The sequence below is a fragment of the Pseudarthrobacter sp. 902506025 genome (assembly GCF_040702325.1).
Lineage (GTDB): Bacteria > Actinomycetota > Actinomycetes > Actinomycetales > Micrococcaceae > Arthrobacter.
Map to the genome: position 1 here is coordinate 815803 of NZ_JBFBKW010000001.1, position 24280 is coordinate 840082.

A 24280-nucleotide genomic window follows, 5' to 3' on the forward strand; every position below is an offset into this window, starting at 1 on the left:
ACTAGAGTAAGGAACTGGTCCTGTCAGCAACCCTCAAAAGAGGTGTTTCATGCGCGTCATCAGCTACAACCTCCGCAAGCACAAGGCCAGCGGCGAACTTCTCGCCCTGGCCCGCAACCATGACATCGATGCGCTGTGCCTCCAGGAAGTGGACGCCAGCGACCTCCCGGAGACCCTCGGCCCGCTGCACCTGGCGGATGCCACCAAGGGCAACCGGCTGGGCCTGGCCATCTACTACCGCACCAGCCGCTTCACCGCACTGGACACGCAGTCCTTCGCGTTGAAGAAATCAATGCATGACAGGGTGCTGGCTCCGGCCCATGAACGGCTCATCGGCACCAGGGTGATGGACACCGAAACGCAGCACGAGCTGGTGATCGGTTCCTTCCATGCAGCCCCGCTGACGGCGTCGAACTCGCTGCGGCGCAAGCAGATCCACGCAGCCCACGCGGAACTACTCAGCATGGGCAAGGGCCTGATGACCCTGATGGTGGGTGACTTCAACTACCCGTTCTTCACCAAGAACCTGGACATGCACATGAAGAACTCCGGGTATGCCCTCTCCCTGAGCAACCGGCGCACGTACACCCGCTACAAGGTGTTCAAGGGCCACTTCGACTTCGCCACCTCGCTGGGCCTGGACATCGCCAGCGTGGAGACGCTCCCGCGCGGAAATTCAGACCACCTGCCCATCCTGGTGACCGCCGAGTACGGCGAAGGCTACTAGCCGGAAGCTCCCGGGGAGGAGTCCGGGGCCGGCCTACCAGGGTTCGCCGGTGTCCAGCTGCGCCAGCAGTTCCGGCCACGCCGCCGCGAAACCGGGGTGCAGGTCCAGGGCTTCCACCTCTGCCACCGGGATCCAGAGCAGGGCGATGCTTTCGGGGTCGCTGATCACCGGCTCGAAGGATTCCCGCACCCTCACTACCACCGTGGTGTAGGACCAGTAGCCGTGGTCCAGCACGGACGTGAACAGCACTTCCACGCTCTCCGATGGGACGGCGGCTTCCTCGTACGCCTCGCGGAGGGCACCGTCAACGGGTTCTTCGCCTTGGTGCAGGGCACCGCCGGGCAGCCCCCAGGTTCCACCGTTGTGGCTCCAGACCGCACGGTGCTGCAGGAGCACGCCTTTGGCGGGGTCCCAGGCAAGGACGCCCGCGGCGCCGAAGCGGCCCCAGTACCTGCCGCGGTCCCCTTCCACCCAGGCGTCGCCCGGGTCGCGGGGACCGGTGCGCTGCGGCGGGGTGGAGGACATGCCTGCGGACGGAAAATGATCCATTGCTCCAGTCTGACAGGTGAAGCGGCGCCGGTGCTGTCCTGCAGGAGCGTCAGGTGCTGTGTCCGTGCTCGACGGCGAAATCGCCGCCGGGATACATGACGGTTTCGTGCCCGTCGTCGAAGCGGACGACGTACGGCGGACTGCCGCCCTCGCCGCGGACCTCCAGAATCACCCCGTGCCGGTCCGAGGACCCCACCGTCCTCCCGTGCACAACGATGCGGTCGCCTTGGGCTGCCTCCATGGCAATCACCTCCAAGCCCCCAGATTACGACTCCCGGCCGTACGGGAACAGGGCACCGTGGCAGGATTCGGGTATGCCATTGAACCTTGTCCTGCTCGCCGATACCCACGTGCCCAAACGGGCCAGGAGCCTGCCCGGACAGGTGTGGGGCGCGGTTGACCGCGCCGATGCGGTCTTCCACGCCGGCGACTGGGTGGAGGCGGCACTGCTGGACGAGTTCGAACGCAGGAGCAGGCGCCTGCTGGGGGTTTTGGGCAACAATGACGGCCCGGAGCTGCGGAGGCGGCTGCCCGCGACCGCCACCGCAGTCCTGGATGGTGTCCGTTTTGCCATGGTCCACGAGACCGGCCAGGCAAAGGGCCGGGAACAGCGATGCGACGCGCTGTTTCCCGACGCCGACGTCCTGGTGTTCGGGCACAGCCACATCCCCTGGGATACGGTGTCGCCGAACGGGCTGCGGCTGTTGAATCCAGGATCGCCCACCGACCGCCGCCGCCAGCCGGCATGTACCTTCATGGAGGCCGTGGTGGACGGCGGGCGGTTGGCGGAGGTCAGGCTGGTGGAGGTCCGCCGCGACTGAGCCCGCGGAGCAGCTTGGCAGGGCGGCGGATTTCTGCCTAGGGTAGGAACCGTAAGCATGCTTAGTTTTAGTGGTTGCCCCGGCAGCCCGGGGCTGCTGCACCATCCGGGCGAAGAACCAGCCCGCGTCCAGCACGAACAGGAGTACCACCATGACTGACCAGTACACCTTCCGTAATCCCGTGACTGCCTACGAAAAGATCTCCCCGCCCAAGCAGCACCAGCCCGAGCCCGGACTCGATGCTGAGCTGGCGCCCAAGGCCGACCTCGGGGAAGAGACCTACCGCGGCACCGGGCGACTGGAAGGCCGCCGGGCCATCGTGACCGGCGCGGACTCGGGCATCGGGGCAGCAACGGCGATCGCTTTCGCACGGGAGGGCGCCGACGTCGTGCTTTCCTACCTCCCGCAGGAAGAGGAGGACGCCTCGCGCATTGCCGGACTCATTGAGGCCGCGGGCCGCAAGGCCGTCAAGGTACCCGGCGACCTGAAGGACTCCGCCGTGTGCCGGGAACTGGTGGACACGGCGGTGGCCGTGCTGGGCGGGGTTGACATCCTGGTCAACAACGCCGGAAAACAGGTTGCGCAGGAGGACCTGCAGGACATCAGCGACGAGCAGTTCGACCACACGCTGAAGACCAACGTCTATGCCATGTTCTGGGTGACCAAGGCCGCCGTGCCGCACATGCCGGCGGGCTCAACCATCATCAACACCACGTCGATCCAGGCCTACAACCCGTCCCCCACGCTGGTGGACTACGCCACCACCAAGGCCAGCATCAACAACTTCACCAAGGGCCTGGCCCAGCAGCTGGCGCCCAAGGGAATCCGGGTAAACGCGGTGGCCCCGGGGCCCATCTGGACGCCCCTGCAGGTCAGCAGCGGCCAGCCCAAGGAGGAACTGCCCGAGTTTGGCCAGTCCACTCCCCTGGGCCGCGCGGGCCAGCCCGCCGAGCTTGCCCCCGCCTATGTCTTCCTGGCCTCGCCCGAGTCCAGCTACGTCGTGGGCGAGACGCTCAACGTCAACGGCGGCAGCCCAACACCGTAGCGCGCCCCGGGCTCCCCGCAGCAGCGGGGCAGCCGCCGGAGGTCAGCCGGCCGCGTCCTGGCCGGCCAGGAGCTCGTCCGTGGCCGGGTCCGGTTCCCCGTTGAAGAACTGGGCGAGGACGGTCTTGAACACTGTTTCTCCGGGCGCCGCCCGGAGGAACAGTGTCATGCTGGAGCGGAGTTTCCTGGCGTCGATACCGCCGAAAATGTCTTCGGCCGACCGGTCGGCGTGGTTTGCCAGGACCAGCGCGCACTCCAGGAGCCGCGGACCCAGCACCTCGTGGTCCAGGTAGGCGCGGGCCTCCGCCAGCGAGGAAATGGCGTACTTGCGGGACGTGTCGCTCTGTCCCAGCCCGGCAATCTGCGGGAAGACAAACCACATCCAGTGCCCGGACTTCCTGCCGACCTGCAGCTCGCCCAGCGCCTGCTCATAGGTTCCGCCGGTGTTTTGGGCGGCAACAAAACGCTCAAGGTCAAACGGTTCATTCATGTGGATCTCCTCGGTACGTTTCAAATGGACAAGTCTTTTTCAAGGGCGCCGGCCGCCTCACGCAGCTGGGGGTCCGGGTCTTCCCGCCACCGCGCCAGGACAACGCCTGCCCGCTGCCGCTCGCGCTTCCCCAGCCCCGCCAGCCACGGGACCAGGACGTCGGTAAGAAGGGGCCCGGTCAGGTCGGCCGCCTGCGCGGAGCGAAGGAAGCCCTCCAGCCGGGTCAGGTCAGAGTGACGGAGCAGCCGCACCCGTGACTGCAGCAGCACCACCGCTGCCAGGCGGCGCTCGAACACCGGCCGGGAACCGGGCCGCGGCTGACCCCACAGGGCGGACGCCAGCATGACCGTGCCGTCATGGTCCAGGTCCTTGAACTTCCGCAGCGCATCACGCACGGTCCCGCGGACGGCCCCCACGGACGAACCATAAGAGGCCAGTACCCCGCCCAGCCGGGCCCCGACGTCGTCCGCCCGGTACCAGGCGCCCTCGTTTTGGAGGGTCCGGTCCACGAAATCCGCCGCCGCGGACACAACGTCCGCCGTGCCGGTCACCGCCCGCGCCCGGACGCCGCATGCCGGATGCAGTACGGGGTCCAGGGGCGGGCTTCCAGCCTGCCCTCGGCGATGGGCTCCCCGCAGACGGCGCAGGTGCCATAGGTCCCCGCCGCCAGCCGGGCAAGGGCCGCCTCAATCTGGTCCAGGCCCGCCGAACTCTGTTTCAGGAGCGCGGAGGCCTGTGAGAGTTCGAAGGCGATGGTGGCACCCTCGGGATCGTGCTCGTCGTCGACGTTGGAATCCTGGCGCGCCGAGTTTGCTGCCTCGATGTCCGCCCGCAGCGCCGGCAACAGTGCCAGGCGCCGCGCCCGCTCCTCTTCGAGCAGCGCACGGAACCGTTCGAAATCTGGCATGTTGACAGCCTAACGCGTCAGTCAGTACCAGTTCAGGGATGCGGAGTGGTTCCAGGCCGCGCACGGGGAACCGTAGCGGTCGCGGATGTAGCCCAGGCCCCATTCGATCTGGGTGCGGTAGCTGGTGAGCCAGTCACCGCCGGCGCTGGCGTACTTCCCCGGGGGCAGGGCCTGCGGAATCCCATAGGCTCCGGAATAGGCGTTGGTGGCGGTGGTCAGCCAGTTGGACTCCTTGGTCCACAGCTGGGCCAGGCACAGGAACTGGTCCTGGCCCCACCCGTAGGCGGGCAGGCGTCCGGACGCGTAGCTTTTGGCCCCGGCGGGGTCGTTCACCGCACCGCCGGGAACAGAAGGCACGACGACGGCGGGAGGGCTTGGCGGGGCCGGTGCCGGGTCTTCCGGAGCGGGAGGGCCGGGGTTGCTGACGCCGGGATTGCTGACGGCGCCGGGGGCCGGACCGGGTTGGGCCGGATTGGCCTGGCCAGGGTCGGCAGCGGGTGCGGGCGCCTTTGGCTGCCGGGCTGCCACTGCGGCCGCCCTGGCTGCAGCCTCCGCCTGCCCGCGGGCCTGCTCCTCAGCGGCGGCACGTTTGGCCGCCTGGGCCGCCTCGTAGGCGGCCAGTGCGGCCTGGCCCTGGCGGTACTCACCCTCCATGGCCGCCGTCGTACCTTTCAGGGTGGCGAGCTGGGCGGTCAGCTCGCTGCCGTGCCGCTGCTCCTCTGCGACGCGCCGGGCCAGCGAATCCTGGGCGGAACGTGCGGCGTCCAGTTTTGCTTTCGCTTCCCCGGACAGGCGTTCCCGCTCGCTCCTGGCGGCTTTTTCCTGTTCGGTGAGGGCGGTGGCCGTCTTTTCGGCGGCGGCAGCATTGGCGACCAGGGTGGCAGTCTTGTCGCCCACGAGCTTGACCAGGTTGAGCCCCTGGACGCTGTTGGTTTCCAGGGCGTCCAGCGCGACGAAGAATCCTGCATTGGTACCGCCGGTCTTGTAGGACTGGACGGCCAGGGCACCGATGTCCTTCCGGTGCCGGGCCAGCTCCGCGTTGGCACGGGCAGCGTGGGCGGACAGGGTATCCAGGCGGGAGGTGGCTGCCTGCAGCGCGGCGTCTGCGGCGGCATAGTCGGCGGCCGAGCGCACGGCCATCCCGCCTGCTGCCTCCGAATCCGCCTCAAGGTCCGTCAGGAGTCCATTAATGGTGGCGATTTCTGCGGCTTTTGCCGCTTCGGACGATTTCGCCTCCTGCACGTCCGCCCAGGAGGGATACCCGCCGGGCGGTGGCGGCTCGTCGGCCGCCGCCGGCAGCATGGTGCCTGCGGCCAGGGCAAGGGCCAGGAGGCCTCCCTGCCAAGGGAGCCTCGCGATGGTCACGAACAGGGGCATAGTCCGGAAGCTTACCGCCGGATTCCCGCGCAACGCAGGCTGCTGTTTCCACATTGTTACCGTGCTCAACAGGAAAAGTATCAGCAGAGGTCCGCCCAGGAACGCCCTGGAATGTCCAGACGTTTGCGCAATGCGAGAGAAGAACCTCGTATGTTATCCAAATGTGACAATTGCGATGCACCTGGGTTATGGTCGACTGGTGTCCCTCTCAGACGGGACATTCCCGTCAGCATGCCGAGCCCTGCCGCTGATCATGGGATCCAACCGCTCCAGTTGGCAGGGACGGGGGAACCAAGTTTCCACGGCCATATTGTGGCCTAGGGGTTAAGTCGAATGCGCTTCCGCCTACCGCGGAGCCGCTTCCGGCCGGGTATCTCCAGCCCGAACCCGACAGCTCACCCCGCAGGCATGGGAGAGGCGATCAACCGTGTCAAAAAATTCCATTTCAGCCCGTCACCGCGCGACTCCGGCCCGCTCCATTGTGCTCGAGGGCCTCGCCGTAACAGCAAAATCCCAAGCCCGCTCGCTGGGCCGCCCGGCGCTCGCCGTTGCTGCAGCGTCCGGCATTGCCTTCGGAGTCGGCGCCCCGGCCCATGCAGGTGTATCCGGCCCGGACACCACTGAGCAGACCAGCGTCCAGGCCACCTCGGCACCCGCTGCCCCGGCCGCAGCCCCCGCTGCAGCAGCAGGCAACGTCCACACCGTCGTTTCCGGCGACACCCTTGGCGCCATCGCTTCAGCCTACGGCGTCAGCCTCAATGACGTGCTGTCCGCCAACGGCCTGGGACTGTCCTCGATCATCTACCCGGGCGACCAGATCCAGATTCCGGGCGCAGGCTACACCGCAGCCCCGGCGCCGGCCCCTGCAGCAGCACCCGTGCAGGCCGCAGCCGCCACCGCTCCGGCGAACACCGGCATGAACATGTCTTACGCCTCGGCAACCCCCGTGGCATCAACCACCGGCACCGGCACCGGCGCAGCGATCCTCGCCTCGGCCTACGGCCAGCTGGGCGTCAAGCAGGATTGCACCGCCATGGTCGAGAAGGCGCTGCGTTCCGTCGGCAAGTCCGTGGGCGACCTGGCCCCCACCCAGTTCTTCCAGTACGGCACCGTTGTAGGCGCTCCCGCCCCCGGCGACCTGATCATCACCTCCGGCCACGTGGGCGTTTACGCAGGCAACGGCCAGGTTGTCAGCGGCGGCGTCAACGGCTTCGACACGCAGGTGCACTCCATCAGCTGGCTCGGCGGCTACTCCGCTGTGCGCGTAGCCTAGTCTTCGCACTGTCCGGTGCCCTTGGCGGCCCCGGACGAAGCAGGAGGGTGGCAGCCGGGAATACCGGTTGCCACCCTCCTGTCGTTTTGCCCCCGCGGCCCGCTGCGGTCAGGTGCCGCAGAAGGTCATGTAGCTGCCGAAGTCGTCGGGCGCCCCCTGCAGGTAGCGTTCCAGGCCGGGCCGCTCGGTGAAGGGGGCGCTGACCGCCTCCAGCAGTTGCTGCAGTGGAGCCAGGTTTCCGGCGGTGGCAGCGGACAGCGCCTCTTCCACCAGGTGGTTCCGCGGAATGTAGGCCGGGTTCACGCTGTCCATCAGCTCCGGGTCAGGTTGCAGCGCCTGCCACCGGTCCAGCCAGGCATCGAGGGCGGCCAGGTCGAGGACCATGCCGCGCACGGGACGAAGGTCCCCGCGGGCCGCTTTGCCCAGGTTGCGGAAGAACAGGGTGTAGTCCACGGGTCCGTCCTTAAGAAGGTCGAGGACATCATCCACCAGGGCCCCGGCGCCGTTTTCATCGACGCTGTCCAGTCCCAGCTTGGCCGTCATCCCGCGGGTCCATGCCTGGCTGTAGTGGCCCCGGAAACTGCCCAGGACCTCCACTGCCGGGGCCACGGCCTTCTCCTGGTCCTTGTCAATCAGCGGCAGCATGGCCTCGGCGAGCCGGGCCAGGTTCCATTCGGCCAGGACAGGCTGGTTGGCATAGGCATAGCGTCCGCCGACGTCAATGGAACTGTAAACGGCGGCCGGGTTGAAGGCATCCATGAACGCGCACGGGCCGTAGTCGATGGTTTCCCCGGAGATGGTCATGTTGTCCGTGTTCATGACCCCGTGTACGAAGCCAACGAGCATCCACCGGGCCACCAGCTCCGCCTGGGCGGAGACGACCGCCGCGAACAGCGCAAGGTAGGGGTTGTCGGCATCCGCCGCGTGGGGGTAGTGCCTGCCGATGGCGTGGTCCGCCAGCCGCTTCAGGAGGTCCATATTTTCGGTGGCGCGGGCGTACTGGAAGCTGCCGACGCGCAAATGGCTGCCCGCAACCCGCGCCAGGACGGCACCGGGCAGCATGTCATCGCGCCGGACCTGCCGGCCGGTGGCCACGACGGCGAGTGAACGGGTGGTGGGAATGTGCAGTGCGTGCATGGCCTCACTGACTATGTACTCACGCAGCATGGGCCCGACCACGGCACGGCCGTCCCCCGCGCGGGCGAAGGGCGTTCGCCCCGAACCTTTGAGATGGACGTCCAGGAGGCGGCCGGCCCGGTCAGTGACCTCGCCCAGCAGCAGGGCCCGTCCGTCGCCGAGCAGGGGCGAATACCCGCCAAACTGGTGTCCGGCGTACGCCTGCGCCACGGGTGTGGCACCGGCCGGCACATGGTTTCCCACAAGGAGCCGCACACCCTCGGGGCTGCGCAGGTACTGCGGGTCGAGGCCCAGGTCCGTTGCCAGTTTCTCGTTCAGGACGAGGAGCTCAGGGCTGGGCGCTTCCTCGGCCTGCCAGGGCACGGCGAGTTCCGCCAGTTCCCGGGCGAAACGGCCATCGAAAGTGACCGTGGATTCAGCTGCTGCCGTCATGGTTCAACCCTATCGCCGTTGTTGGGGCCGCAGCCTCTGCCGCTGGTTGCCGCCGCCGTGGGACGGGGATGCGGTCAAGGTCGTTGGCGGCGATCACGGTAACCCCCGGAGCCCGTGCCTGCGCCTGTTGTTCCAGCACGGAAACGTCGTCGCCGTACCGTGCGGAGAAGTGGGTGAGCACCAGGGTGCGGGCCCTGCCGGAGGCCGCCAGCTCCCCGGCCTGCCCGGCAGTGAGGTGCAGGTATTGCCGTGCCAGGGCGTCGTCGTCGTCACTGAACGTTGACTCGGTGACCAGCAGGTCAGCCCCGTCCGCCAGGTCCTCGGCGCCCGGGCACGGCGCGGTGTCCATAATGAAGGCGAAGCGCTGGCCCGGCCTGGGTACGCTCACATTCTCCAGCCTGACTGCCCCAAGGACGCCGTCGCGTTGCAGCCGGCCCACATCCGGCCCTCCGATTCCTGCCGCCCGGAGCCGCTCCGGCAGTAACGTGCGTCCGTCAGGCTCCCTTAGCTGGTAACCGTAGGTCTCGATGCGGTGCCTCAGGGGCTGCACCTCCAGGCAGTCCGCCACGGGCCCGGCGCCCGAATGCGGGTGGAGCCGCAGGTCGATGCCGGGCGAACCCACTGCCACCAAGGCCTGCACCACCGGGTCACCCGACGCCGGATAGTGCAGGTGGACGGGGTGTGGCACACCGTCAAGGGCCATCCGGGACAGGACCCCAGGCAACCCGTAGCAGTGGTCACCGTGCACATGGGTGAGGCAGATCCTGGTGATGTGGCCGGCCGCGACGCCGGCGTGGATCATCTGGCGCTGGGTTCCCTCACCGGGGTCGAAAAGCAGCCCCTCGCCGTCCCAGCGCAGGAAGTAGCCGTTGTGGTTCCGGGTCCGGGTGGGAACCTGGGAAGCGGTGCCCAATACCACCAGTTCACGCACCGCCGGCGCCTGCCGTTCCGCCATGCAGCCCCTTGGCGTAGGCGGCCTGGCCGATGTGCTGAAGGCAGTCCCCCAGAATGCTGACCAGCCGCACTCCGAGGGTCACAGGTGGATTCCAGTGCCTGTCAACCACGCGGTCCAGGTCCGGATCAGCAATGTCTTCCAGGACCTTGGCGGTCTGCCGGTGGACGGCTTCGTAGTACTCCTGCAACAGCTCCCGCGGCGCCCTGACGGCGTCCACCTGTTCACTGGAGTGGCCGTAGCCCGTGTCGCGTTCCCCCAGCGGAAGGCCGAAACGCTTAACGAAACCTTCAGCGGTCCACACCTGTTCCAGGCCCGCAGCGGAGGCTACCTGCGCATCCTCCACCCGGCCCGTATGCCAGATCAGCCACGCGATGGAATTGCCGTTGCCACCCGGCCGGCGCTGCAGCTGCGCCGCGTCCAGCCCGTCGAGGGCCTCCCGGACCAGGCCCGGGAGCCGGTCGAAGGACTCCAGCAGCAGTTCTTTGGATTGCATGGGTCTCCCTCCCCTGCCGGCCGGGCCACGCCGGCTCGGCCCGCGGGGTTGCTAGCGTTCCAGGTCGTCGGGCTCAAACTCGCTGAGCGGCGAGCCGCCAAAATTCTCCTCGTCGTCGCTGCCGTCAGCCTCGAGGCCGGTGGGGGCTTCCCCAAAATCGACATCCGCTGCGGCCTCCCCCAGGGTGGGGGTGTCCGGCGATACCTGCTCATCGCCCGAACGGTACCGCGCCCGGGCGCTTTCATCCCGCAGCGCCTGGTCGCTCAGGAAGTCCTCCTCTTCACCGGAGAGGGCCTCGTCCTGCAGCAAGGGGTCCTCCTGCCAGCGGTCGGGGTTGTTTTCGGCAGCACCCGGGTAGCTGTCAGGCTCCCCCGATACGGGGTCCAGTTCCAGGGACGACGCCGCGCCGGGAGTTTCGTCGAGAAGCACGTCGTCCTGCTCCACGACTTCCAGCTCATCGTCCGGGACGTTCTGTTCAGTCATGATGGTGCCTTTCTCGTTGCGGTGGGCAGACAATAGTAAGCATACTGACCAACTAATGCTGATGGAACCTCAGGTGCACCCGGCAGCAAGGAGAAAGCCCATGGAAGGCAATGAACCCCTGGACGGGGACGCGGCAGATCGCTCCCGTCCGCGGTCTTTTAGCGGCCGGATGTCCCTCCTGTGGACCGACGGCCTGGGCCGGGCAAGCATACGGGCAGTCCAGACGCTCTCCCTACTGGCGCTCGCCTGGGCAGTGGTGACGGCCGCGACCAGGGTTCCCCTGGTCACCATCCCGGTGATGGTGGCCTTGATCCTGGCCTCGGCCATGGCTCCCGCGGTCCGCTGGCTTGCTGCCCGCGGCTGGCCCCGCGCCCTTGCCGTCCTGTCGTCCTTCCTGGTGATCCTGGCAGGGGCGGCCGGCGTGGTGGGAGGCATCATCACACTGGTCAGGCAGCAGGCCTCCGTCCTGGCAGCCCGGGCAGAAGCCGGTATAGGCCAGCTTCAGCAGTTCGTTACCACCGGCCCCGTGGCGCTGACGAACGACCAGATCAATGCCGCGCGGGAGGAGTTCCAGAAGTTCCTTGCCGGCGGGAGCCTGGGGGCCGACGCGTTGACAGGGCTGAGAACGGCTGGTGAGATTGCGGCCGGCTCGGTGCTGACAGCAGTCATCCTGTTCTTCTTCCTCAAAGACGGCGAGAAGATCCGGTCCTTCCTGATCGGGTTTCTCCCGGCAACCCGCCAGGGCAAGGCACATCTGGCGGCCGGGCGAAGCATCGTGGTGCTGGGCGGTTACGTCCGCGGGACGCTCATCATCGCTGCCATTGACGCCGTGATGGTCCTGATCGGACTCCTGGTCCTGCGGGTCCCCCTGGCAGTGCCGCTGGCCGCCGTGGTCTTCCTGGGTGGTTTCATTCCGATCATCGGAGCAACCGCCGCCGGCAGCCTCGCGGTGCTGGTGGCCCTGGTGGAAAACGGGCCGGTAACCGCCCTCATTGTCCTGGTGATCCTGGTGGCCGCCAACCAGTTCGAGCACCACATCCTCCAGCCCCTCTTCATGGGCCGGGTCCTGCGGATCCACGGGCTGGTGATCATCCTCGCCCTGGCCGCCGGGGCCACCCTGGCCGGCGTCATCGGGGCCCTGCTGGCAGTGCCGCTCACCGCCGTCGGCTGGACCATCTTCAAGACCCTCGCGGAAAAGGACACTCCGGGCCCGGAGCCCGTCGCTCCGGCAGAACCGGGAGCGTAGAAGCGCCTGAGCAGCGCTTCCGTGACTTTTGGCCCTAGAGTGCCGCCAAGGCCGGGGCCAGTCTTGAAAGGCAGGAAACCCCAGTTCACGACGAGCAGGAAGAGCGGCCATGACATCGCAAAAACCCATAGCTGCGGGCACCAACGACTCAGCCCAAAGCCAGGCCGCGGTCCTGTGGGCAGCCCGCCGGGCCCACCGGGCGGGCCTGCCACTGGTGGTCCTCCATGTGGTGGACGACCGCTGGGTTGCCGAACCCTATCCGTGGTTCGGAACCCTCCAGCAGGCGGGCGAGGAACTCCTCAAGACCGCCGCCAGGCGCCTGGAAGGAGCGGTTCCCATCACGCCCGCCACGGAACTGCTCACCGGAAGCGTGGGCGGCTCCCTGGCCAAGTACTCCAAGAAAACTTCGATGATGGTCATTGGGTCCGGCAGCGGCCACCTCGGCGGCGCCCTTGCCGACCGCGCCCTCCAGGTGGCCACCGCTGCCAAGGTCCCCGTCGCCGTCGTCGGAACCCAGGACCTTGAGGGCAGGTCGGGAGTGGTGGTGGGCGTTGACGGGTCACCGGAGGCCACCCAGGCCGTTGCCTTCGCAGCCGCTGAAGCAGACCGCGAGGGAGACGAGCTCACGGTCGTGTACGCCGTCAGCGTGCCCGATCCCATCATCGATGCCGGTCTGACGCCGGGTGCCCTCGCGGACCTCATCGTGGACGAGGACCGGGTTGTCCTCTCCGAAACCGTCGCCGGGCTGAAGGAAGACTACCCCGACCTCACCGTGCACCAGCGGCTGGAAACCGACAAAGGCCCCGTGGACGCCCTCGTCGAAGCCGCAGCAGGAGCCCGGCTCCTGGTGGTGGGCAGCCGCGGCCGGGGCGCCTTTAAACGCCTCCTGCTCGGCTCCACCGCCCACGGGGTCCTGAAGCACCTGCCCTGCCCCACCATCATCACCCGGACCCAGGCAGTAACGAATGCCATCTAGGCAGCACCGCCCGCTGATCCTCCCACCGCCCTGCCCGCATACCTAACGCGGAAGGTTCACCCCATGAAGAAGCCCGCAGCCATCATCATGCTGATCCTCGGGATCCTGATAACGCTTCCGGGCCTTGCCGCGCTGGCGGGCGGGGCCGTGGCGTCGGCGGTGGGAACCATCCAGGGGGACGGATACCTGACGTCCGGCTCATCGCGTTTCTCCGTGAGTTCATTCGCCCTGACCTCGCCGCGGGCAGACGCCATTGGAGACGACGTTCCCGGCAGGCTGCCCTTCGACGTCGGAACCCTGCGGCTGCGCGTTGAATCAGTGACCCCGGACAAACCGGTGTTCATTGGCATCGGCCGGCAGGCCGACGTCGAACAGTACCTCTCAGGCGTGCACCACTCGGAGCTGCTGAACATCCGCCAGCGGCCGTTCCGCGCCGAATACCGCGATGTACCGGGCGGCAACCCGGCATCACCGCCCGCGGACCAGCGCATCTGGACCGCCTCCGCGTCGGGAACGGGACAGCAGGAGCTCACCTGGAACATCACGCCGGGCGCGTGGGAAGTGGTGGTGATGAACGCCGACGCCTCCCCCGGGGTTGATGTCCAAGCGCAGGCCGGCTTCCGCTCGGACCTGATCCGGCCGGCAGCCACGGGCCTGCTGGTGGGCGGGATCATCGCCCTGCTGATCGGCGTTCCCCTCATCATCTTCGGGGCCGCGGGTCTGGGCCGGCACGCCGCACGCCCTGACGGCGGGCGCCCCATGGGTGGTCCGGACATGGGTGGTCCGGGCATGGGTGGGCCGGTTTATCGGGAACCGTCAATGAATGGTCCGGCCGCGGCCGGACCGCCCTACCCTTCTACAACGCCGGCATCATGGACCCAGCCGGGAGCGGCCGTAACGCCGGGAACCGTCCCGCCACCACCGCCCCAGCAGTACAGCCCGGCAGCTGCCGCCCGCCCCGGCTACCCCGCGCGGCTCTTTGGTGAGCTCGATCCCGGGCTTTCACGCTGGATGTGGCTGGTCAAATGGTTCCTGGCCATACCGCATGTCATCCTCCTCTTCTTCCTCTGGTTCGCGTTCGCCGTCACCACCATCGTGGCGGGGTTCGCCATCCTCTTTACCGGCCGTTATCCGCGGGCACTGTTCGACTTCAACGTGGGCGTCCTGCGGTGGAACTGGCGCGTGGCCTTCTACGCCTACGCCGCCGTGGGCACCGACCTGTACCCGCCGTTTACGCTCAAGCGCGCCAATTACCCGGCCGATTTTGACGTGGAGTACCCGCAGCGGCTCTCGCGCGGACTGGTCCTGGTGAAATGGTGGCTCCTGTCCATCCCGCATCTGCTCCTGGTGGCCGCTTTCGCAGGGAGCACGGAAAGCGTCTGGCGGTGGCAGTCGGAGGACAACGTCCTTGGGGCCACCTACGAACGGGTCTCCGGGCCGTCCCTGCTGGGGCTGCTGGTGCTGATAGCGGCAGTGATCCTGCTGTTCACCGGCCGCTACCAGCGGCCGCTGTTCGACTTCATCCTGGGCATCAACCGCTGGATTTACCGTGTCCTGGTGTACACCGCGCTGATGCGTGACGAATATCCGCCGTTCCGGCTGGACCAGGGCGCCACCGAACCGGAGGGGCCCGGAGATGTGGTTCCCACCGGGGGCGTGCCGCCTGCGGGTGCGCCATGACCTTCGGCCCTAGCCCCGCCGCGCGCCTGCAGGCATGATGGGCCTGACACCGCGGGTCCGACGAGGGAGCAAACATGAGCATTGCCGGGGCACCAATAGCCAGGATCGTTGTAGGCGTCGATGGGTCGGAGGCGTCCGTGGAGGCGCTTCGGCAGGCCCAGCGGATGGCCACTCCCCTTGGCGCCAAGGTCCAGGCCATTGCCTGCTGGGAGTACCCGCAAATGTACAGCGGTTACGTGATGATGGGCGTCGAGGGCTTCGAGGAGGGGGCCCGGAAGGTCCTGGACGATGCTGTGGCGCAGGCCTTCGGAGACGAGACACCGGCCAACGTCAGCTCGACCCTTGTGCGCAGCCATCCCCGGGAAGCGCTGATCGATGCCAGCCGGGACGCCGACATGATCGTGGTGGGGCGCCGGGGACACGGCGGGTTCGGCGGCCTGCTCCTTGGCTCGGTCAGCTCCGCCATCGTTGCGCACGCCCATTGCCCCGTCCTTGTGGTCCACACGGCGGAGACCGAAGCCGACGGTTCCAAGGGTTCCTGAACGGAACATCGGCGGCAGGCACGGCTGACTTCCAAGGCAGGTGATGGTGGTGCCGGCCAGTGACGCACGACGACGGGCGCCCGCCATAGCGCTCGCCGCCGCCCTGGCGGTCCTCGCCATCATCCTGGCCCTGTTCCTTCCGGCACCCACGTCCGGGCCGCCGTCGGCCTCCCCGTCCCCATCACCGGCGCTCCCATCGCCGCTGCCGGGACCAACAAGTCCGCCGGCCCCGGGCAGTTCCCCGCCGGCAGAGGAGCCGCAGGAAACCGATACCCCCGAAGCAGGCCAGGCTCCGGTCGAGCCACCTGTGACCGTTCCGCCGGTGCCAGTGCCACCGGTTCCCGAACCGGAGCCGCCTGAAGCGCCGGCCCAGCCTCCGGAACCGGCCCGGCCGGCGCCGTTTCCGGAATCCCTCCGCGGCCAGGACCTGACCGTCATTCCAGGGGCAGGCCGTGTCGTGGCCCTGACCTTCGATGCAGGAGCCAACGCGGCAGGGCTGCCAAAAATCCTGTCGGCCCTTGCAGCCCGGGGCGTTGCCGGGACTTTCTTCCTGACCGGCAACTGGGCGGCGAACAACCCGCGGGCCGAGGCGCAGATCGTGGCCGCCGGGCACCGTGTGGCAAACCATTCGATGACCCATCCGGGGTTCACCAGCCTGGGAGATGACCTGATCGCGCAGCAGGTGCGCGGCGCCGAGGAGGCCATCCTGGCTGCCGGGGCCGACCCCAGGCCGCTGTTCCGGTTCCCCTACGGCGAACGCGACACCCGCACCATCGCGGCGGTCAACACCCTGGGGTACGTGTCCGTGAGGTGGACCGTGGACACCCTCGGCTGGAAAGGCACCAGCGGCGGCGCCAGCATCCAAACGGTGGCCGACCGCGTCCTGGCAGGGCTGCAGCCCGGCGAAATCGTCCTCATGCACATCGGGTCCAACCCCGACGACGGGACGACGCTGGACGCCGACGCCCTCCCCCAGGTCATCGACCGCATCACGGCCGCGGGGTACGGTTTCGCCACCCTCGACGCCGTGCTGGGACACTGATCAGGGCGGCGGCACCCGTGGCGAAGCACAGGCCCTCCCGGAACAGCCACGTGACGGCCCGGCAGCCGGACCCGTCCGGCAGTGGCACCGGACCCGGAGACGCCGGGGATACGGCCCACCACGGATTGCCCGTCCACGAGGTGGTGTTGCTGCTTGAGACGGATGCCGCCAGGGGCCTTGACCAGGAAGAGGTGGCGCGCCGGCGTGCCCAGTTCGGCGTCAACGAGCTGCCGCGGTCACAGCGCGCAGGCATCGCGCGCAAACTCGGACGCCAATTCAACAATCCGCTGGTCTATGTGCTGTTGGCCGCTGCCGTGGTCACCGTCTTCCTGGGCGAATTCCTTGATTCCGCCGTTATCCTTGCAGTGGTCCTGGTCAACACGCTGATCGGCTTCGTCCAGGAGGTCCGGGCAGAGGCGGCCCTGGATGCCCTCCATTCACTGGTCCGCACGCATGCGGCCGTGATGCGCGGCGGCGAACGGAAGCATGTCCCGTCCGAGGACCTGGTCCCCGGCGACCTCGTCCTGCTGGAAGCCGGCGACAAGGTACCGGCCGACCTCCGCCTGGTACGCCTGTCCGCCCTGCGGGTGGACGAATCCGCACTGACGGGCGAATCCGATCCCGTAGCCAAGGACGAGGTGGTGCTGCCTCAGGTCACGCCCGTGGCGGACCGGCGGAACATGCTGTACAGCGGCACTCTGGTGACCGCGGGAACCGGTGCGGGAATCGTGGTGGCCATCGGCGGCGAAACCGAACTCGGCGAAATCCACCGACTCATGGGTGCCGTCCGGCCCGTGGCCACGCCGCTGACCTTGAAACTGGCACGTTTCAGCACCACCCTCACCGTCGCCATCCTGGCCCTCGCCGCCGTGGCGTTCCTCGCCGGACTGGCACATGGCGAACGGCCGGGACAGATGTTCACGGCCGCCGTCGCCCTGGCCGTGGGGGCCATCCCCGAGGGACTTCCCGCCGCAGTGACGGTCACGCTTGCCATCGGCGTGCGGCGCATGGCCCGGCGCCGTGCCGTGGTGCGCCGGCTGCCCGTGGTGGAAACGCTGGGCAGCACCACGGTGATTTGCTCGGACAAGACGGGAACCTTCACCGAGAACCAGATGACAATCCGTGCGCTGTGGACGCCCTCCGGGTGGTACGACGTGACAGGCTCCGGCTACGGGCCGGAAGGACACATCACCCCGTCGGCCGGACAGCACCCCGCCCCACAGCACCCGGACGGCCGGAACCTGGCCGCCGGTGTGACACGTCCCGGCGGTGCCGCGCAGCCCGGGGATGCTGCGCTGCCCAAGGATGATGCGCTGCAGTGGTCGCTGTTGGGCGGAGCAGCCTGCAATGACGCCAGCATCCGCAGGGAGGGGGCCGGCTGGCAGGTGCGCGGTGATCCCACGGAGGCCGCGATGCTTGTGGCGGCAGGAAAGGCCGGCATCAAGGTGCAGGACTTCCTGGCTGCCAACCCGCGGCAGGCAGAGCTGCCCTTCACGTCCGAGCGGCAGTTCATGGCCACGCTCCACGCATCCACGCTCCCGGAGGACGGCGGCACAGTGTTCGTGAAAGGCGCCGTGGAACGTGTCCTGGAGCTCTGCGCCCACGAAATGGACGGCCAGGGCGCCGACAGGCCCGTTCGCAGGCACGCCGTGCTCGGTGCAGCCCACGCGCTCGCGGACGACGGGCTCCGGGTCCTTGCCACGGCCATGATGAGCCTTCCCGCCGGTTCGGGCCCCCTCTCCGCCACGGAGTTGCGGGGCCGGATGACCCTGACCGGGCTTCACGCGATGCACGACCCACCGCGGGAAGCAGCCGCAGCCTCGGTGAAGGCGTGCCAGCGCGCAGGCGTGGGCGTGAAGATGATCACCGGGGACCACGTGCGCACCGCCGTCACGGTGGCAGCGGCCGTGGGGCTGGCTGCTGACAGCGCCGCGGGGACAGCCCTGACCGGGGCGGACCTCGATGCCATCCCGGCGGACCGGCTGCCGGAGGCCGTAGAGCGGGCCACGGTGTTCGCCCGGGTTTCACCGGAACAGAAGCTTCGGCTCATCGGTGCCCTGCAGTCCCGCGGACACGTGGCCGCCATGACCGGGGACGGCGTCAACGATGCACCCGCCCTTCGCCAGGCAAACGTGGGCATCTCCATGGGGCGCAGCGGAACGGAAGTGGCCAAGGAAGCATCGGACATTGTCCTGACGGACGATGACTTTGCCACCATCGAGGCGGCTGTCGAAGAAGGCCGTAACGTCTTTGACAACCTGACCAAATTCATCGTCTGGACCCTCCCCACCAACATGGCCGAAGGCCTGGTGATCCTCGTGGCCATCCTGCTGGGGGCGACGCTGCCCATCCTGCCCACCCAGATCCTCTGGATCAACATGACCACCGCCGTCGCCCTTGGCCTGATGCTCGCCTTCGAGCCGAAGGAACCGGGACTGATGTCCCGCCCGCCGCGCCCACCGGACCGCCCCCTGCTGACGTGGGCGCTCACAGTGCGGGTCCTGCTCGTTTCAGCCCTCCTGGTGGCCGGCACGTGGTGGCTCTTTGAACACGAGGTGGCCACCGGCGCCTCTGTTGCCCAGGCCCGCACGTCGGCCGTGAACCTGTTCGTGGCCGTGGAAGTTTTCTACCTTTTCAGTTGCCGGTCCCTGACCCGGCCGGCCTGGCGGATCCATCCATTCCGCAACCGGTGGCTCCTCGTCGGCGTCCTGGTCCAGGCAGGCGGCCAACTGGCCCTCACCTACACACCGCTAATGAACGGGCTCTTCCACACGGCCCCCATCGGAGCCGACGCCTGGTTGCGGATCCTTGGGCTGGCCCTGCTCGCGTCCCTGGCCGTCGCCGTGGACAAGCGGCTCCGGCGCCGCGGCTTCTAGGACCCGGTCCCACCGGAAAGCCCTGCAGCCGCGGGCCGAAACAGGACCAATGACTCTCCCCCGGACCCCTGCGGGAGCCCAATACTGGAACGGAAAGCAGACGGCTGGCGTCCGCCTTTCAGTGGACCGGAGGTCGCGGAAGTGTACGGCTGGAACGACGGCATGGGCCTGTGGGGCTATGTCCTGATGAGCATCAGCATGGTGGTGGTCTGGGGAGCAATCATCACCGGCATTGTCCTGCTGGCCCGTTCCCTGCGGGCACCCTCCCCGTACGGTGCCCACCCTCAACCCCCTCGGGTGGCAGAAGACGTCCTGGCTGAGCGCTTCGCCCGCGGGGAGATCGACGCTGCCGAGTACCAGAACAGGCTGGCCGTCCTGCGCGGCCACCCGGGTACCTGAGTCCGCGGCTCCCGCAGGCAATGGACAGTGGGGTGCAGCGATGCTCTCTGAATTCGAAAAACGCGAACTCGACCTGATCAGCCACGGCCTGGAAGCGGAAGACCCCAAGCTGGCAGCCCTGCTCAACAAGGATGCCTTTGCGCTGACACTCCGTACCCGCTTCCGGCGGGGGCTCGTCCTTGTCGCAGTGGGCGCCTGCCTCCTGCTTCTTGGGCTGGTGGTCCGGGTCCCCTTGCTGGGCATCGCAGGTTTTGCGGTGATGAACGGGGCTGCCTATTGGGCAATCAAGGACCTCCGCTGGTCCCTGCGCACCACGAACCGGCATGTCACCCAACTGGAAGGCAACAGCGAATGAACGCGGTGAACGGAAAGGATGCCTCCGCCGAGGCCCAGGCGCTGCAGGCAGTCGAGGCGCACCACGCCGACATGCTGTGGCACCTGAACGGTCTGGTGGGCCTGCTCACGGAGGCCGTGGAGGCGGGCGATCCCGGCGCCGGGCAGGAAACGCAGGCCGCCCTGCTGGACTGGTGCGACAAGGAGCTGGTGCCGCACGCGCTGGCAGAAGAAGGACCCCTCTACAGTGGGCCGCACGGCATGCCGGAGGCCCGGCTGCTGGTGGACGGCATGCTGGCCGAGCATCAGGTCATCGTGGGCCTGGTCGATGAACTCAGGACGGCCGATGGCGTTGCTGCAGCGGTGGCAGCCGGCGCCATCCAGCGGATCTTCGCCCTCCACCTGGACAAGGAGAACCGGCTCCTGATGCCCTTCGTCGTCGCATCCCCTGGCCTGTCACTCGCCCAGGCGGTCGAAGGACTTCACGAACTGGTGGGGGAAGGTGCGGCCCACCACCACGGGCAGGGCCACCACGGACACTAGGACAACCGGGCACACGGACGACGGCGGCGGGCCGGGTCCCGGAGCCAGGGCCCGTGGGCGTCAGGTCACCGCGGCGTCAGGGCAGCTCAGGGCAGCACAGCAGACTGGGCCTGGGCAGCATTGTCGCCGGCTCCAGCCTCCGGGGCGTGTACCACCAGCACAGGGCAGTGCGCGTGGCTCACGCAGGCAGAACTGACGGACCCTGGCACGAAGTTCCCATGCCCCCTCCTGCCGACAATCAGCAGCGACGCGTTGCGGCTCGCGTCGATCAGCGCGGGGCCGGGCTTGCCGCGCACCAGGCGTGGATGCACAAACGCCGGAATTTCCCCGAAAGCGTCCGCCAGCGCCTGCTCCAGCACCTGGTGGGCGGCATACTTGAACCCCTCGATCCCTACGGCCAAATACACGCCGTAACCGGCTGGAACGTCCCAGCAGGCCCAGGCCTCCACAGTCGCGGACATGGGTTCCGCCATTGCCCTGGCCACCCGGAGCGCGGCGACGGATGCCTCGGAACCGTCCACCCCCACAATGATCCTGGGGCGCCGATCGGGGCGCCGATCGGAAGCAGGCACCGCTGCCCCGTTCCCTGCTGTTGCCACGTTGCCTCCTGTCGCCGTCCCACCCCAGCGTGTCCCTGAACCGCTGCCTCGAACAGGGCCAAAGGTCATCACGGGTGCACCAGTGCCATGGTGCCATGCGCAGCACCGGCAGCGACATGGGGTGCCCGGCGGACTTTGGTCCCTTCCGGCACAACGCCCGGCAGGGAACAATGGGACCCAGGCCCTTCCGGGGCCTGGCCCGCGCAGGCGGGACGGGGTGGTGAAGATTTTGGGAGCGTTCGGTGCAGATGCATGAAACTGGGGCTGATGAAGCGGCAGGATCTTCCGGGCAGGTCCGCGTGTTCATCCTTGATGACCACGAACTTGTCCGGCAGGGGCTGAAGGACCTGCTGGAAGGCGAAGGGTTCCTTGTGGTCGGCGAGAGCGGATCCGCGGCCGAGGCCACGCGGCGCATCCCCGCCCTGCACCCTGACATCGCCATACTGGACGGCCGGCTTCCGGACGGCACCGGGATCGAGGTCTGCCGGGATGTGCGTTCACTCGATCCCCGGCTGCGCTGCCTGATCCTCACCAGCTACGACGACGAACAGGCCCTCCGTGGGGCGGTCCTGGCCGGCGCGTCAGGGTACATCCTGAAGCAAATCAGGAGTGATGACCTCCTGGCGGGTATCCGCCGGGCCGCTGCGGGCGAGTCCCTTTTTGATCCGGGAGTCGAACAGCAGATCATTGCGGGGCTGTCCACGGTGCCCACCGACCCCCGGTTGGACGGCCTGAGCGCGCAGGAGAAAAAGGTGCTGGCCCTGATCGGCCAGGGGTTGACCAACCGCCAGATCGGCGATGACCTGTTCCTGGCCGAGAAGACCGTCAAGAATTACGTGTCGTCCATCCTGGCCAAACTGGGTTTCGAGCGCCGGACACAAGCCGCCGTGTACGTTACCAAGAGCTCCACGGACTCTGCCTGAACCGCACCCTGGCCGGGACTTACGCCAGCGGCACGGACCATTTCACGCAGGTGCCCCCGCCGGGGACACTCTCGATGACGCAGCTGCCCTTCAGTTGCCCGGCGCGGTTGCGCATGTTTGCAAGGCCGCTTACCTGGACAGGTTCGGTGAAGCCGTGGCCGTTGTCACTGATGAGGAGCTCCACCTGGTCCTGGCCAACGGCGACCGAGACCTGGATTTCGTCTCCGCCGGAATGCCGCAAAGCGTTACTGAGGCCCTCTGACGCCACCGACAACAAATGGACAGCCACGTCTTCCCCGATCGAATCGACCGGTCCGTCCAGGGAGACCTTGGGAGTGACGGCGTAACTGCGTGAGCTTTCCCGGACCACGCGCAGGATACGGCCCGTCAGGGGTTCGCGTTCCTCATCCGCGGTCCTGAGCGAGTAGATGGTGTCCCTGAGCTTTCGGATGGTGTCATCGAGTTCGGTGGTCACGGCGGCAATCCGTTCGTGCGCCACCGGGTCCAGGGTGTAGCGGCGCAGGGTCTGGATGCTGAGTCCGGCAGCAAACAAGCGTTGGATCACCAGGTCATGGAGGTCCCGGGCGATCCGCTCCCGGTCGGTGAACAGGAGGTTTTGTTCACGCAGGGCATTCACCCGCGCCAGGTCCAGCGCCAGCCCAATCCGGCTCCCGAAGATGGCACTGGACTCCGCCTCAGCCTGGTTGAATGCGGGCGCTCCTTGTGCGCGGGCCAACAGGAGGACCCCGTTGTCGCCGGCGCTGTGCCCCAGCGAAAACACAAGGACGGAGCCGAGCTTCTCTGCCATCTTGTCTTCGAAAACCTGCCGCGGGTCCTGTGCCACGAACGACCCGCCGTTCTGGATCACGCCGGAGACCGCCTCGGAGGCTATCAGTTCCTGGCCTGTCTGGAGGCCCTGCACGCCAAGGCAGGCCCTGCACCGCAGCGCACCATCGCCCGCCGGCACGGCAATCACCGCAAGCGCCGAATCGGACACCTTCAAGGCGGTCTCGGCAACGGCGTCCAGGCTGCCCGCGTCCCCCGGTTGCGGGGTCATGATCAGGCGGCTGCTCAGCTCCATGCCTGCCTCCAGCCATTTCTGCCGGCGGCTGCTGTTTTCAAAGAGGCGGGCGTTCTGGATTGCCACGCCGGCCGCGGCCGCCAGGGCAACGGCAAGGTCCTCATCCTCCACGGTGAAGTCCTCCCCGCCCTGTTTCTCGGTCAGGTAGAGGTTTCCGAACACTTCATCCCGGACGCGGACGGGGACGCCCAGGAAGGTCCGCATGGGCGGGTGGTTCGGGGGAAAGCCTGAAGTGATGGGATGCCGGCCGAGGTCGTGCAGGCGCAACGGCTTTGGGTCACGGATGAGCAGGCCCAGGACGCCATTGCCCGTGGGCAGTTCGCCGATGGAACGGATGTCTTGTTCGTCGATGCCCACAGTGATGAAGTGGCTCAACCGGCGGTCCTCGCCGATGACACCCAAGGCTCCATACTTGGCGCCCACCAGGGCGCAGGCGGACCGCACCAGGCGGTCCAGGACGGTTTCCAGGCTGAGGTCCTCGGCGAGGGCCACCACCGCGGCCAACAGGCCGTTAATCCGCTCCTGGTTGTCCGGCAGGCCATCTCCCCGGACGGTGAAGTCCCGCTGCAGGTCTTCCACCGGATCCCTCATCGGAGAGTGCCAAGGCCGCTCAGTGCTCACGTCCCACCTCCTGCGGCAGGAACCTGCGGCGCTGCGGGTCCTTGGCGCGGTCTAAGTGCACGAAACGGAAGTGCCGGCCTCCGCCCCCAGTGCCGCCTTCACCTGGGCATGAAGACGCTTCGCCTCCCATTCTAGGAGAGCCGGGGGGAAAATACCCTCAGTGAGCTTGGTAATGGGGGGCATGCGGGGTGCGGGACCTTCTTCCCTATCCTTGGCAAGCCGGCCGCCCTAGGCTACGGCCATGAACAGCGCAGCGGCAGAACCGGAAATCAAGGAACTCGGCGTCCACGATTGCTGGCGATACCTCAGGTCAACGTCCCTTTGCAGGATTGCCTTCACCGACGGCGGCACCGTGGAGAACTACCCGGTGAATTTTGTCCCCACCAACGGCACGTTGCTCATGCGTACCGGCGAAGGAACAAAGCTTGCTTCCCTGACGGACCGGAAAGCGGTCGCCGTCGAGGCGGACGGAATGAACCAGTACGGCACCATCGCCTGGAGCGTCGTCCTGAAGGGCCATGCCATGGTGGTGTCCGATGAAGAGGAAACCAGGGATGCCATGGAGGCCGGCCTGTCCCCCTGGCAGCCGGGTCAAAAAAATATCCTGATCCGGATCACGCCGGAGAAGATCACCGGCCGGAGGTTCGTGATCGCCGCTCCCACCCATTGGTGGCCGCCGCGGGAGCCCACCGCAGACTAGCCACCCAGCCCGACCTGACACCCCTCACCAG

The 24280-nt window shown here is 67.8% G+C and carries 27 protein-coding genes and 1 riboswitch; of the genes, 15 read left to right on the plus strand and 12 right to left on the minus strand.

The window, feature by feature from the left end:
* Positions 1-49 precede the first annotated feature (49 nt).
* Complete coding sequence (locus AB0280_RS03660) at positions 50-727, plus strand: endonuclease/exonuclease/phosphatase family protein (RefSeq protein WP_224026180.1); 678 nt, start codon at positions 50-52, stop codon at positions 725-727.
* A gap of 33 nt (positions 728-760) precedes the next feature.
* Here AB0280_RS03660 and AB0280_RS03665 read toward each other — a convergent pair whose 3' ends face one another.
* Entirely contained in the window at positions 761-1276 is a 516-nt protein-coding gene (locus AB0280_RS03665; RefSeq protein ID WP_159631870.1) for an NUDIX domain-containing protein, read from the minus strand.
* A gap of 49 nt (positions 1277-1325) precedes the next feature.
* On the minus strand, positions 1326-1517 hold the full coding sequence (locus AB0280_RS03670) for a DUF1918 domain-containing protein (RefSeq protein ID WP_275180200.1): 192 nt from the start codon (positions 1515-1517) through the stop codon (positions 1326-1328).
* A gap of 73 nt (positions 1518-1590) precedes the next feature.
* Between AB0280_RS03670 and AB0280_RS03675 the strand changes: the two genes are divergently transcribed.
* Positions 1591-2097, plus strand: coding sequence for a metallophosphoesterase family protein (locus AB0280_RS03675; protein WP_366366219.1), 507 nt, complete (start codon positions 1591-1593; stop codon positions 2095-2097).
* Positions 2098-2248: 151 nt separating this feature from the next.
* Positions 2249-3142, plus strand: a complete 894-nt coding sequence (locus AB0280_RS03680; protein ID WP_159631869.1) for a glucose 1-dehydrogenase — start codon at positions 2249-2251, stop codon at positions 3140-3142.
* Between the two features lie 42 nt (positions 3143-3184).
* Here AB0280_RS03680 and AB0280_RS03685 read toward each other — a convergent pair whose 3' ends face one another.
* Genes AB0280_RS03685 through AB0280_RS03700 form a run of 4 tightly spaced genes read right to left on the minus strand, consistent with a single transcriptional unit; the run spans position 3185 to position 5915 of the window.
* Entirely contained in the window at positions 3185-3631 is a 447-nt protein-coding gene (locus tag AB0280_RS03685) for a DUF1810 domain-containing protein (RefSeq protein ID WP_275180202.1), read from the minus strand.
* Between the two features lie 20 nt (positions 3632-3651).
* On the minus strand, positions 3652-4182 hold the full coding sequence (locus tag AB0280_RS03690) for a DNA alkylation repair protein (protein WP_366366220.1): 531 nt from the start codon (positions 4180-4182) through the stop codon (positions 3652-3654).
* Complete coding sequence (locus AB0280_RS03695) at positions 4179-4538, minus strand: TraR/DksA family transcriptional regulator (protein ID WP_275180204.1); 360 nt, start codon at positions 4536-4538, stop codon at positions 4179-4181. Before AB0280_RS03695 ends, AB0280_RS03690 begins: the two co-directional genes overlap by 4 nt.
* A gap of 21 nt (positions 4539-4559) precedes the next feature.
* Positions 4560-5915, minus strand: a complete 1356-nt coding sequence (locus tag AB0280_RS03700; RefSeq protein WP_366366221.1) for a coiled-coil domain-containing protein — start codon at positions 5913-5915, stop codon at positions 4560-4562.
* 252 nt (positions 5916-6167) lie between these two features.
* Positions 6168-6339: riboswitch (cyclic di-AMP (ydaO/yuaA leader) on the plus strand.
* A 3-nt stretch (positions 6340-6342) separates the two neighbouring features.
* Between AB0280_RS03700 and AB0280_RS03705 the strand changes: the two genes are divergently transcribed.
* Positions 6343-7188 (plus strand): C40 family peptidase, encoded by an 846-nt coding sequence (locus AB0280_RS03705; protein ID WP_159631865.1) that lies wholly within the window; start codon positions 6343-6345, stop codon positions 7186-7188.
* 108 nt (positions 7189-7296) lie between these two features.
* On the opposite strand, the gene AB0280_RS03710 is transcribed toward AB0280_RS03705, so the two are convergent.
* Genes AB0280_RS03710 through AB0280_RS03725 form a run of 4 tightly spaced genes read right to left on the minus strand, consistent with a single transcriptional unit; the run spans position 7297 to position 10688 of the window.
* Positions 7297-8757, minus strand: a complete 1461-nt coding sequence (locus AB0280_RS03710) for a protein adenylyltransferase SelO (protein WP_366366222.1) — start codon at positions 8755-8757, stop codon at positions 7297-7299.
* The gene (locus AB0280_RS03715) at positions 8741-9688 is read right to left on the minus strand and encodes a ribonuclease Z (RefSeq protein WP_224027156.1); all 948 of its coding nucleotides are present in this window, start codon (positions 9686-9688) and stop codon (positions 8741-8743) included. The genes AB0280_RS03710 and AB0280_RS03715 overlap by 17 nt, the downstream gene beginning before the upstream one ends.
* Entirely contained in the window at positions 9681-10205 is a 525-nt protein-coding gene (locus tag AB0280_RS03720) for a mycothiol transferase (protein ID WP_159631863.1), read from the minus strand. Before AB0280_RS03720 ends, AB0280_RS03715 begins: the two co-directional genes overlap by 8 nt.
* Positions 10206-10256: 51 nt before the next feature.
* A complete protein-coding gene (locus tag AB0280_RS03725) occupies positions 10257-10688 on the minus strand; it encodes a hypothetical protein (protein WP_224026189.1) in 432 nt (143 codons plus the stop codon).
* A 100-nt stretch (positions 10689-10788) separates the two neighbouring features.
* Here AB0280_RS03725 and AB0280_RS03730 point away from each other — a divergent pair, with 100 nt between their 5' ends.
* The 9 genes from AB0280_RS03730 (at position 10789) to AB0280_RS03770 (ending at position 20325) form a co-directional block, all read left to right on the plus strand.
* Positions 10789-11934 (plus strand): AI-2E family transporter, encoded by a 1146-nt coding sequence (locus AB0280_RS03730; RefSeq protein WP_366366223.1) that lies wholly within the window; start codon positions 10789-10791, stop codon positions 11932-11934.
* Between the two features lie 109 nt (positions 11935-12043).
* Entirely contained in the window at positions 12044-12910 is an 867-nt protein-coding gene (locus tag AB0280_RS03735) for a universal stress protein (RefSeq protein WP_224026191.1), read from the plus strand.
* A gap of 63 nt (positions 12911-12973) precedes the next feature.
* Positions 12974-14590 carry a DUF4389 domain-containing protein gene (locus AB0280_RS03740; RefSeq protein ID WP_366366224.1) on the plus strand — a complete coding sequence of 539 codons (1617 nt, stop codon included), beginning with the start codon at positions 12974-12976 and terminating at the stop codon, positions 14588-14590.
* Positions 14591-14664: 74 nt separating this feature from the next.
* A complete protein-coding gene (locus tag AB0280_RS03745; protein ID WP_224026193.1) occupies positions 14665-15132 on the plus strand; it encodes a universal stress protein in 468 nt (155 codons plus the stop codon).
* Positions 15133-15175: 43 nt separating this feature from the next.
* Positions 15176-16174 carry a polysaccharide deacetylase family protein gene (locus tag AB0280_RS03750; RefSeq protein WP_224026194.1) on the plus strand — a complete coding sequence of 333 codons (999 nt, stop codon included), beginning with the start codon at positions 15176-15178 and terminating at the stop codon, positions 16172-16174.
* A 17-nt stretch (positions 16175-16191) separates the two neighbouring features.
* On the plus strand, positions 16192-19050 hold the full coding sequence (locus tag AB0280_RS03755; RefSeq protein WP_366366225.1) for a cation-translocating P-type ATPase: 2859 nt from the start codon (positions 16192-16194) through the stop codon (positions 19048-19050).
* A 141-nt stretch (positions 19051-19191) separates the two neighbouring features.
* Positions 19192-19449 carry an SHOCT domain-containing protein gene (locus AB0280_RS03760; RefSeq protein WP_275180210.1) on the plus strand — a complete coding sequence of 86 codons (258 nt, stop codon included), beginning with the start codon at positions 19192-19194 and terminating at the stop codon, positions 19447-19449.
* A gap of 40 nt (positions 19450-19489) precedes the next feature.
* The gene (locus AB0280_RS03765) at positions 19490-19804 is read left to right on the plus strand and encodes a DUF3040 domain-containing protein (RefSeq protein WP_159635445.1); all 315 of its coding nucleotides are present in this window, start codon (positions 19490-19492) and stop codon (positions 19802-19804) included.
* Positions 19801-20325, plus strand: coding sequence for a hemerythrin domain-containing protein (locus AB0280_RS03770; protein ID WP_275180211.1), 525 nt, complete (start codon positions 19801-19803; stop codon positions 20323-20325). Before AB0280_RS03765 ends, AB0280_RS03770 begins: the two co-directional genes overlap by 4 nt.
* A gap of 86 nt (positions 20326-20411) precedes the next feature.
* Here the strand turns inward: AB0280_RS03770 and AB0280_RS03775 are convergent, their stop codons facing one another.
* The gene (locus AB0280_RS03775; RefSeq protein ID WP_275180212.1) at positions 20412-20924 is read right to left on the minus strand and encodes a universal stress protein; all 513 of its coding nucleotides are present in this window, start codon (positions 20922-20924) and stop codon (positions 20412-20414) included.
* A gap of 248 nt (positions 20925-21172) precedes the next feature.
* Between AB0280_RS03775 and AB0280_RS03780 the strand changes: the two genes are divergently transcribed.
* Positions 21173-21847 (plus strand): response regulator, encoded by a 675-nt coding sequence (locus tag AB0280_RS03780; protein WP_159631855.1) that lies wholly within the window; start codon positions 21173-21175, stop codon positions 21845-21847.
* 19 nt (positions 21848-21866) lie between these two features.
* On the opposite strand, the gene AB0280_RS03785 is transcribed toward AB0280_RS03780, so the two are convergent.
* Positions 21867-23519, minus strand: a complete 1653-nt coding sequence (locus tag AB0280_RS03785) for a GAF domain-containing sensor histidine kinase (RefSeq protein WP_366366254.1) — start codon at positions 23517-23519, stop codon at positions 21867-21869.
* Between the two features lie 271 nt (positions 23520-23790).
* Between AB0280_RS03785 and AB0280_RS03790 the strand changes: the two genes are divergently transcribed.
* On the plus strand, positions 23791-24249 hold the full coding sequence (locus AB0280_RS03790) for a pyridoxamine 5'-phosphate oxidase family protein (protein ID WP_224026199.1): 459 nt from the start codon (positions 23791-23793) through the stop codon (positions 24247-24249).
* The last annotated feature ends 31 nt before the right edge of the window (positions 24250-24280 follow it).

Coding starts and splice junctions, on each gene's coding strand:
- AB0280_RS03660 (WP_224026180.1), top strand. CDS start 50: ATGCGCGTCATCAGCTACAACCTCCGCAAGCACAAGGCCAGCGGCGAA.
- AB0280_RS03665 (WP_159631870.1), bottom strand. CDS start 1,276: ATGGATCATTTTCCGTCCGCAGGCATGTCCTCCACCCCGCCGCAGCGC.
- AB0280_RS03670 (WP_275180200.1), bottom strand. CDS start 1,517: ATGGAGGCAGCCCAAGGCGACCGCATCGTTGTGCACGGGAGGACGGTG.
- AB0280_RS03675 (WP_366366219.1), top strand. CDS start 1,591: ATGCCATTGAACCTTGTCCTGCTCGCCGATACCCACGTGCCCAAACGG.
- AB0280_RS03680 (WP_159631869.1), top strand. CDS start 2,249: ATGACTGACCAGTACACCTTCCGTAATCCCGTGACTGCCTACGAAAAG.
- AB0280_RS03685 (WP_275180202.1), bottom strand. CDS start 3,631: ATGAATGAACCGTTTGACCTTGAGCGTTTTGTTGCCGCCCAAAACACC.
- AB0280_RS03695 (WP_275180204.1), bottom strand. CDS start 4,538: ATGCCAGATTTCGAACGGTTCCGTGCGCTGCTCGAAGAGGAGCGGGCG.
- AB0280_RS03700 (WP_366366221.1), bottom strand. CDS start 5,915: ATGCCCCTGTTCGTGACCATCGCGAGGCTCCCTTGGCAGGGAGGCCTC.
- AB0280_RS03710 (WP_366366222.1), bottom strand. CDS start 8,757: ATGACGGCAGCAGCTGAATCCACGGTCACTTTCGATGGCCGTTTCGCC.
- AB0280_RS03720 (WP_159631863.1), bottom strand. CDS start 10,205: ATGCAATCCAAAGAACTGCTGCTGGAGTCCTTCGACCGGCTCCCGGGC.
- AB0280_RS03725 (WP_224026189.1), bottom strand. CDS start 10,688: ATGACTGAACAGAACGTCCCGGACGATGAGCTGGAAGTCGTGGAGCAG.
- AB0280_RS03730 (WP_366366223.1), top strand. CDS start 10,789: ATGGAAGGCAATGAACCCCTGGACGGGGACGCGGCAGATCGCTCCCGT.
- AB0280_RS03735 (WP_224026191.1), top strand. CDS start 12,044: ATGACATCGCAAAAACCCATAGCTGCGGGCACCAACGACTCAGCCCAA.
- AB0280_RS03740 (WP_366366224.1), top strand. CDS start 12,974: ATGAAGAAGCCCGCAGCCATCATCATGCTGATCCTCGGGATCCTGATA.
- AB0280_RS03745 (WP_224026193.1), top strand. CDS start 14,665: ATGAGCATTGCCGGGGCACCAATAGCCAGGATCGTTGTAGGCGTCGAT.
- AB0280_RS03750 (WP_224026194.1), top strand. CDS start 15,176: ATGGTGGTGCCGGCCAGTGACGCACGACGACGGGCGCCCGCCATAGCG.
- AB0280_RS03765 (WP_159635445.1), top strand. CDS start 19,490: ATGCTCTCTGAATTCGAAAAACGCGAACTCGACCTGATCAGCCACGGC.
- AB0280_RS03770 (WP_275180211.1), top strand. CDS start 19,801: ATGAACGCGGTGAACGGAAAGGATGCCTCCGCCGAGGCCCAGGCGCTG.
- AB0280_RS03780 (WP_159631855.1), top strand. CDS start 21,173: ATGCATGAAACTGGGGCTGATGAAGCGGCAGGATCTTCCGGGCAGGTC.
- AB0280_RS03785 (WP_366366254.1), bottom strand. CDS start 23,519: ATGAGGGATCCGGTGGAAGACCTGCAGCGGGACTTCACCGTCCGGGGA.
- AB0280_RS03790 (WP_224026199.1), top strand. CDS start 23,791: ATGAACAGCGCAGCGGCAGAACCGGAAATCAAGGAACTCGGCGTCCAC.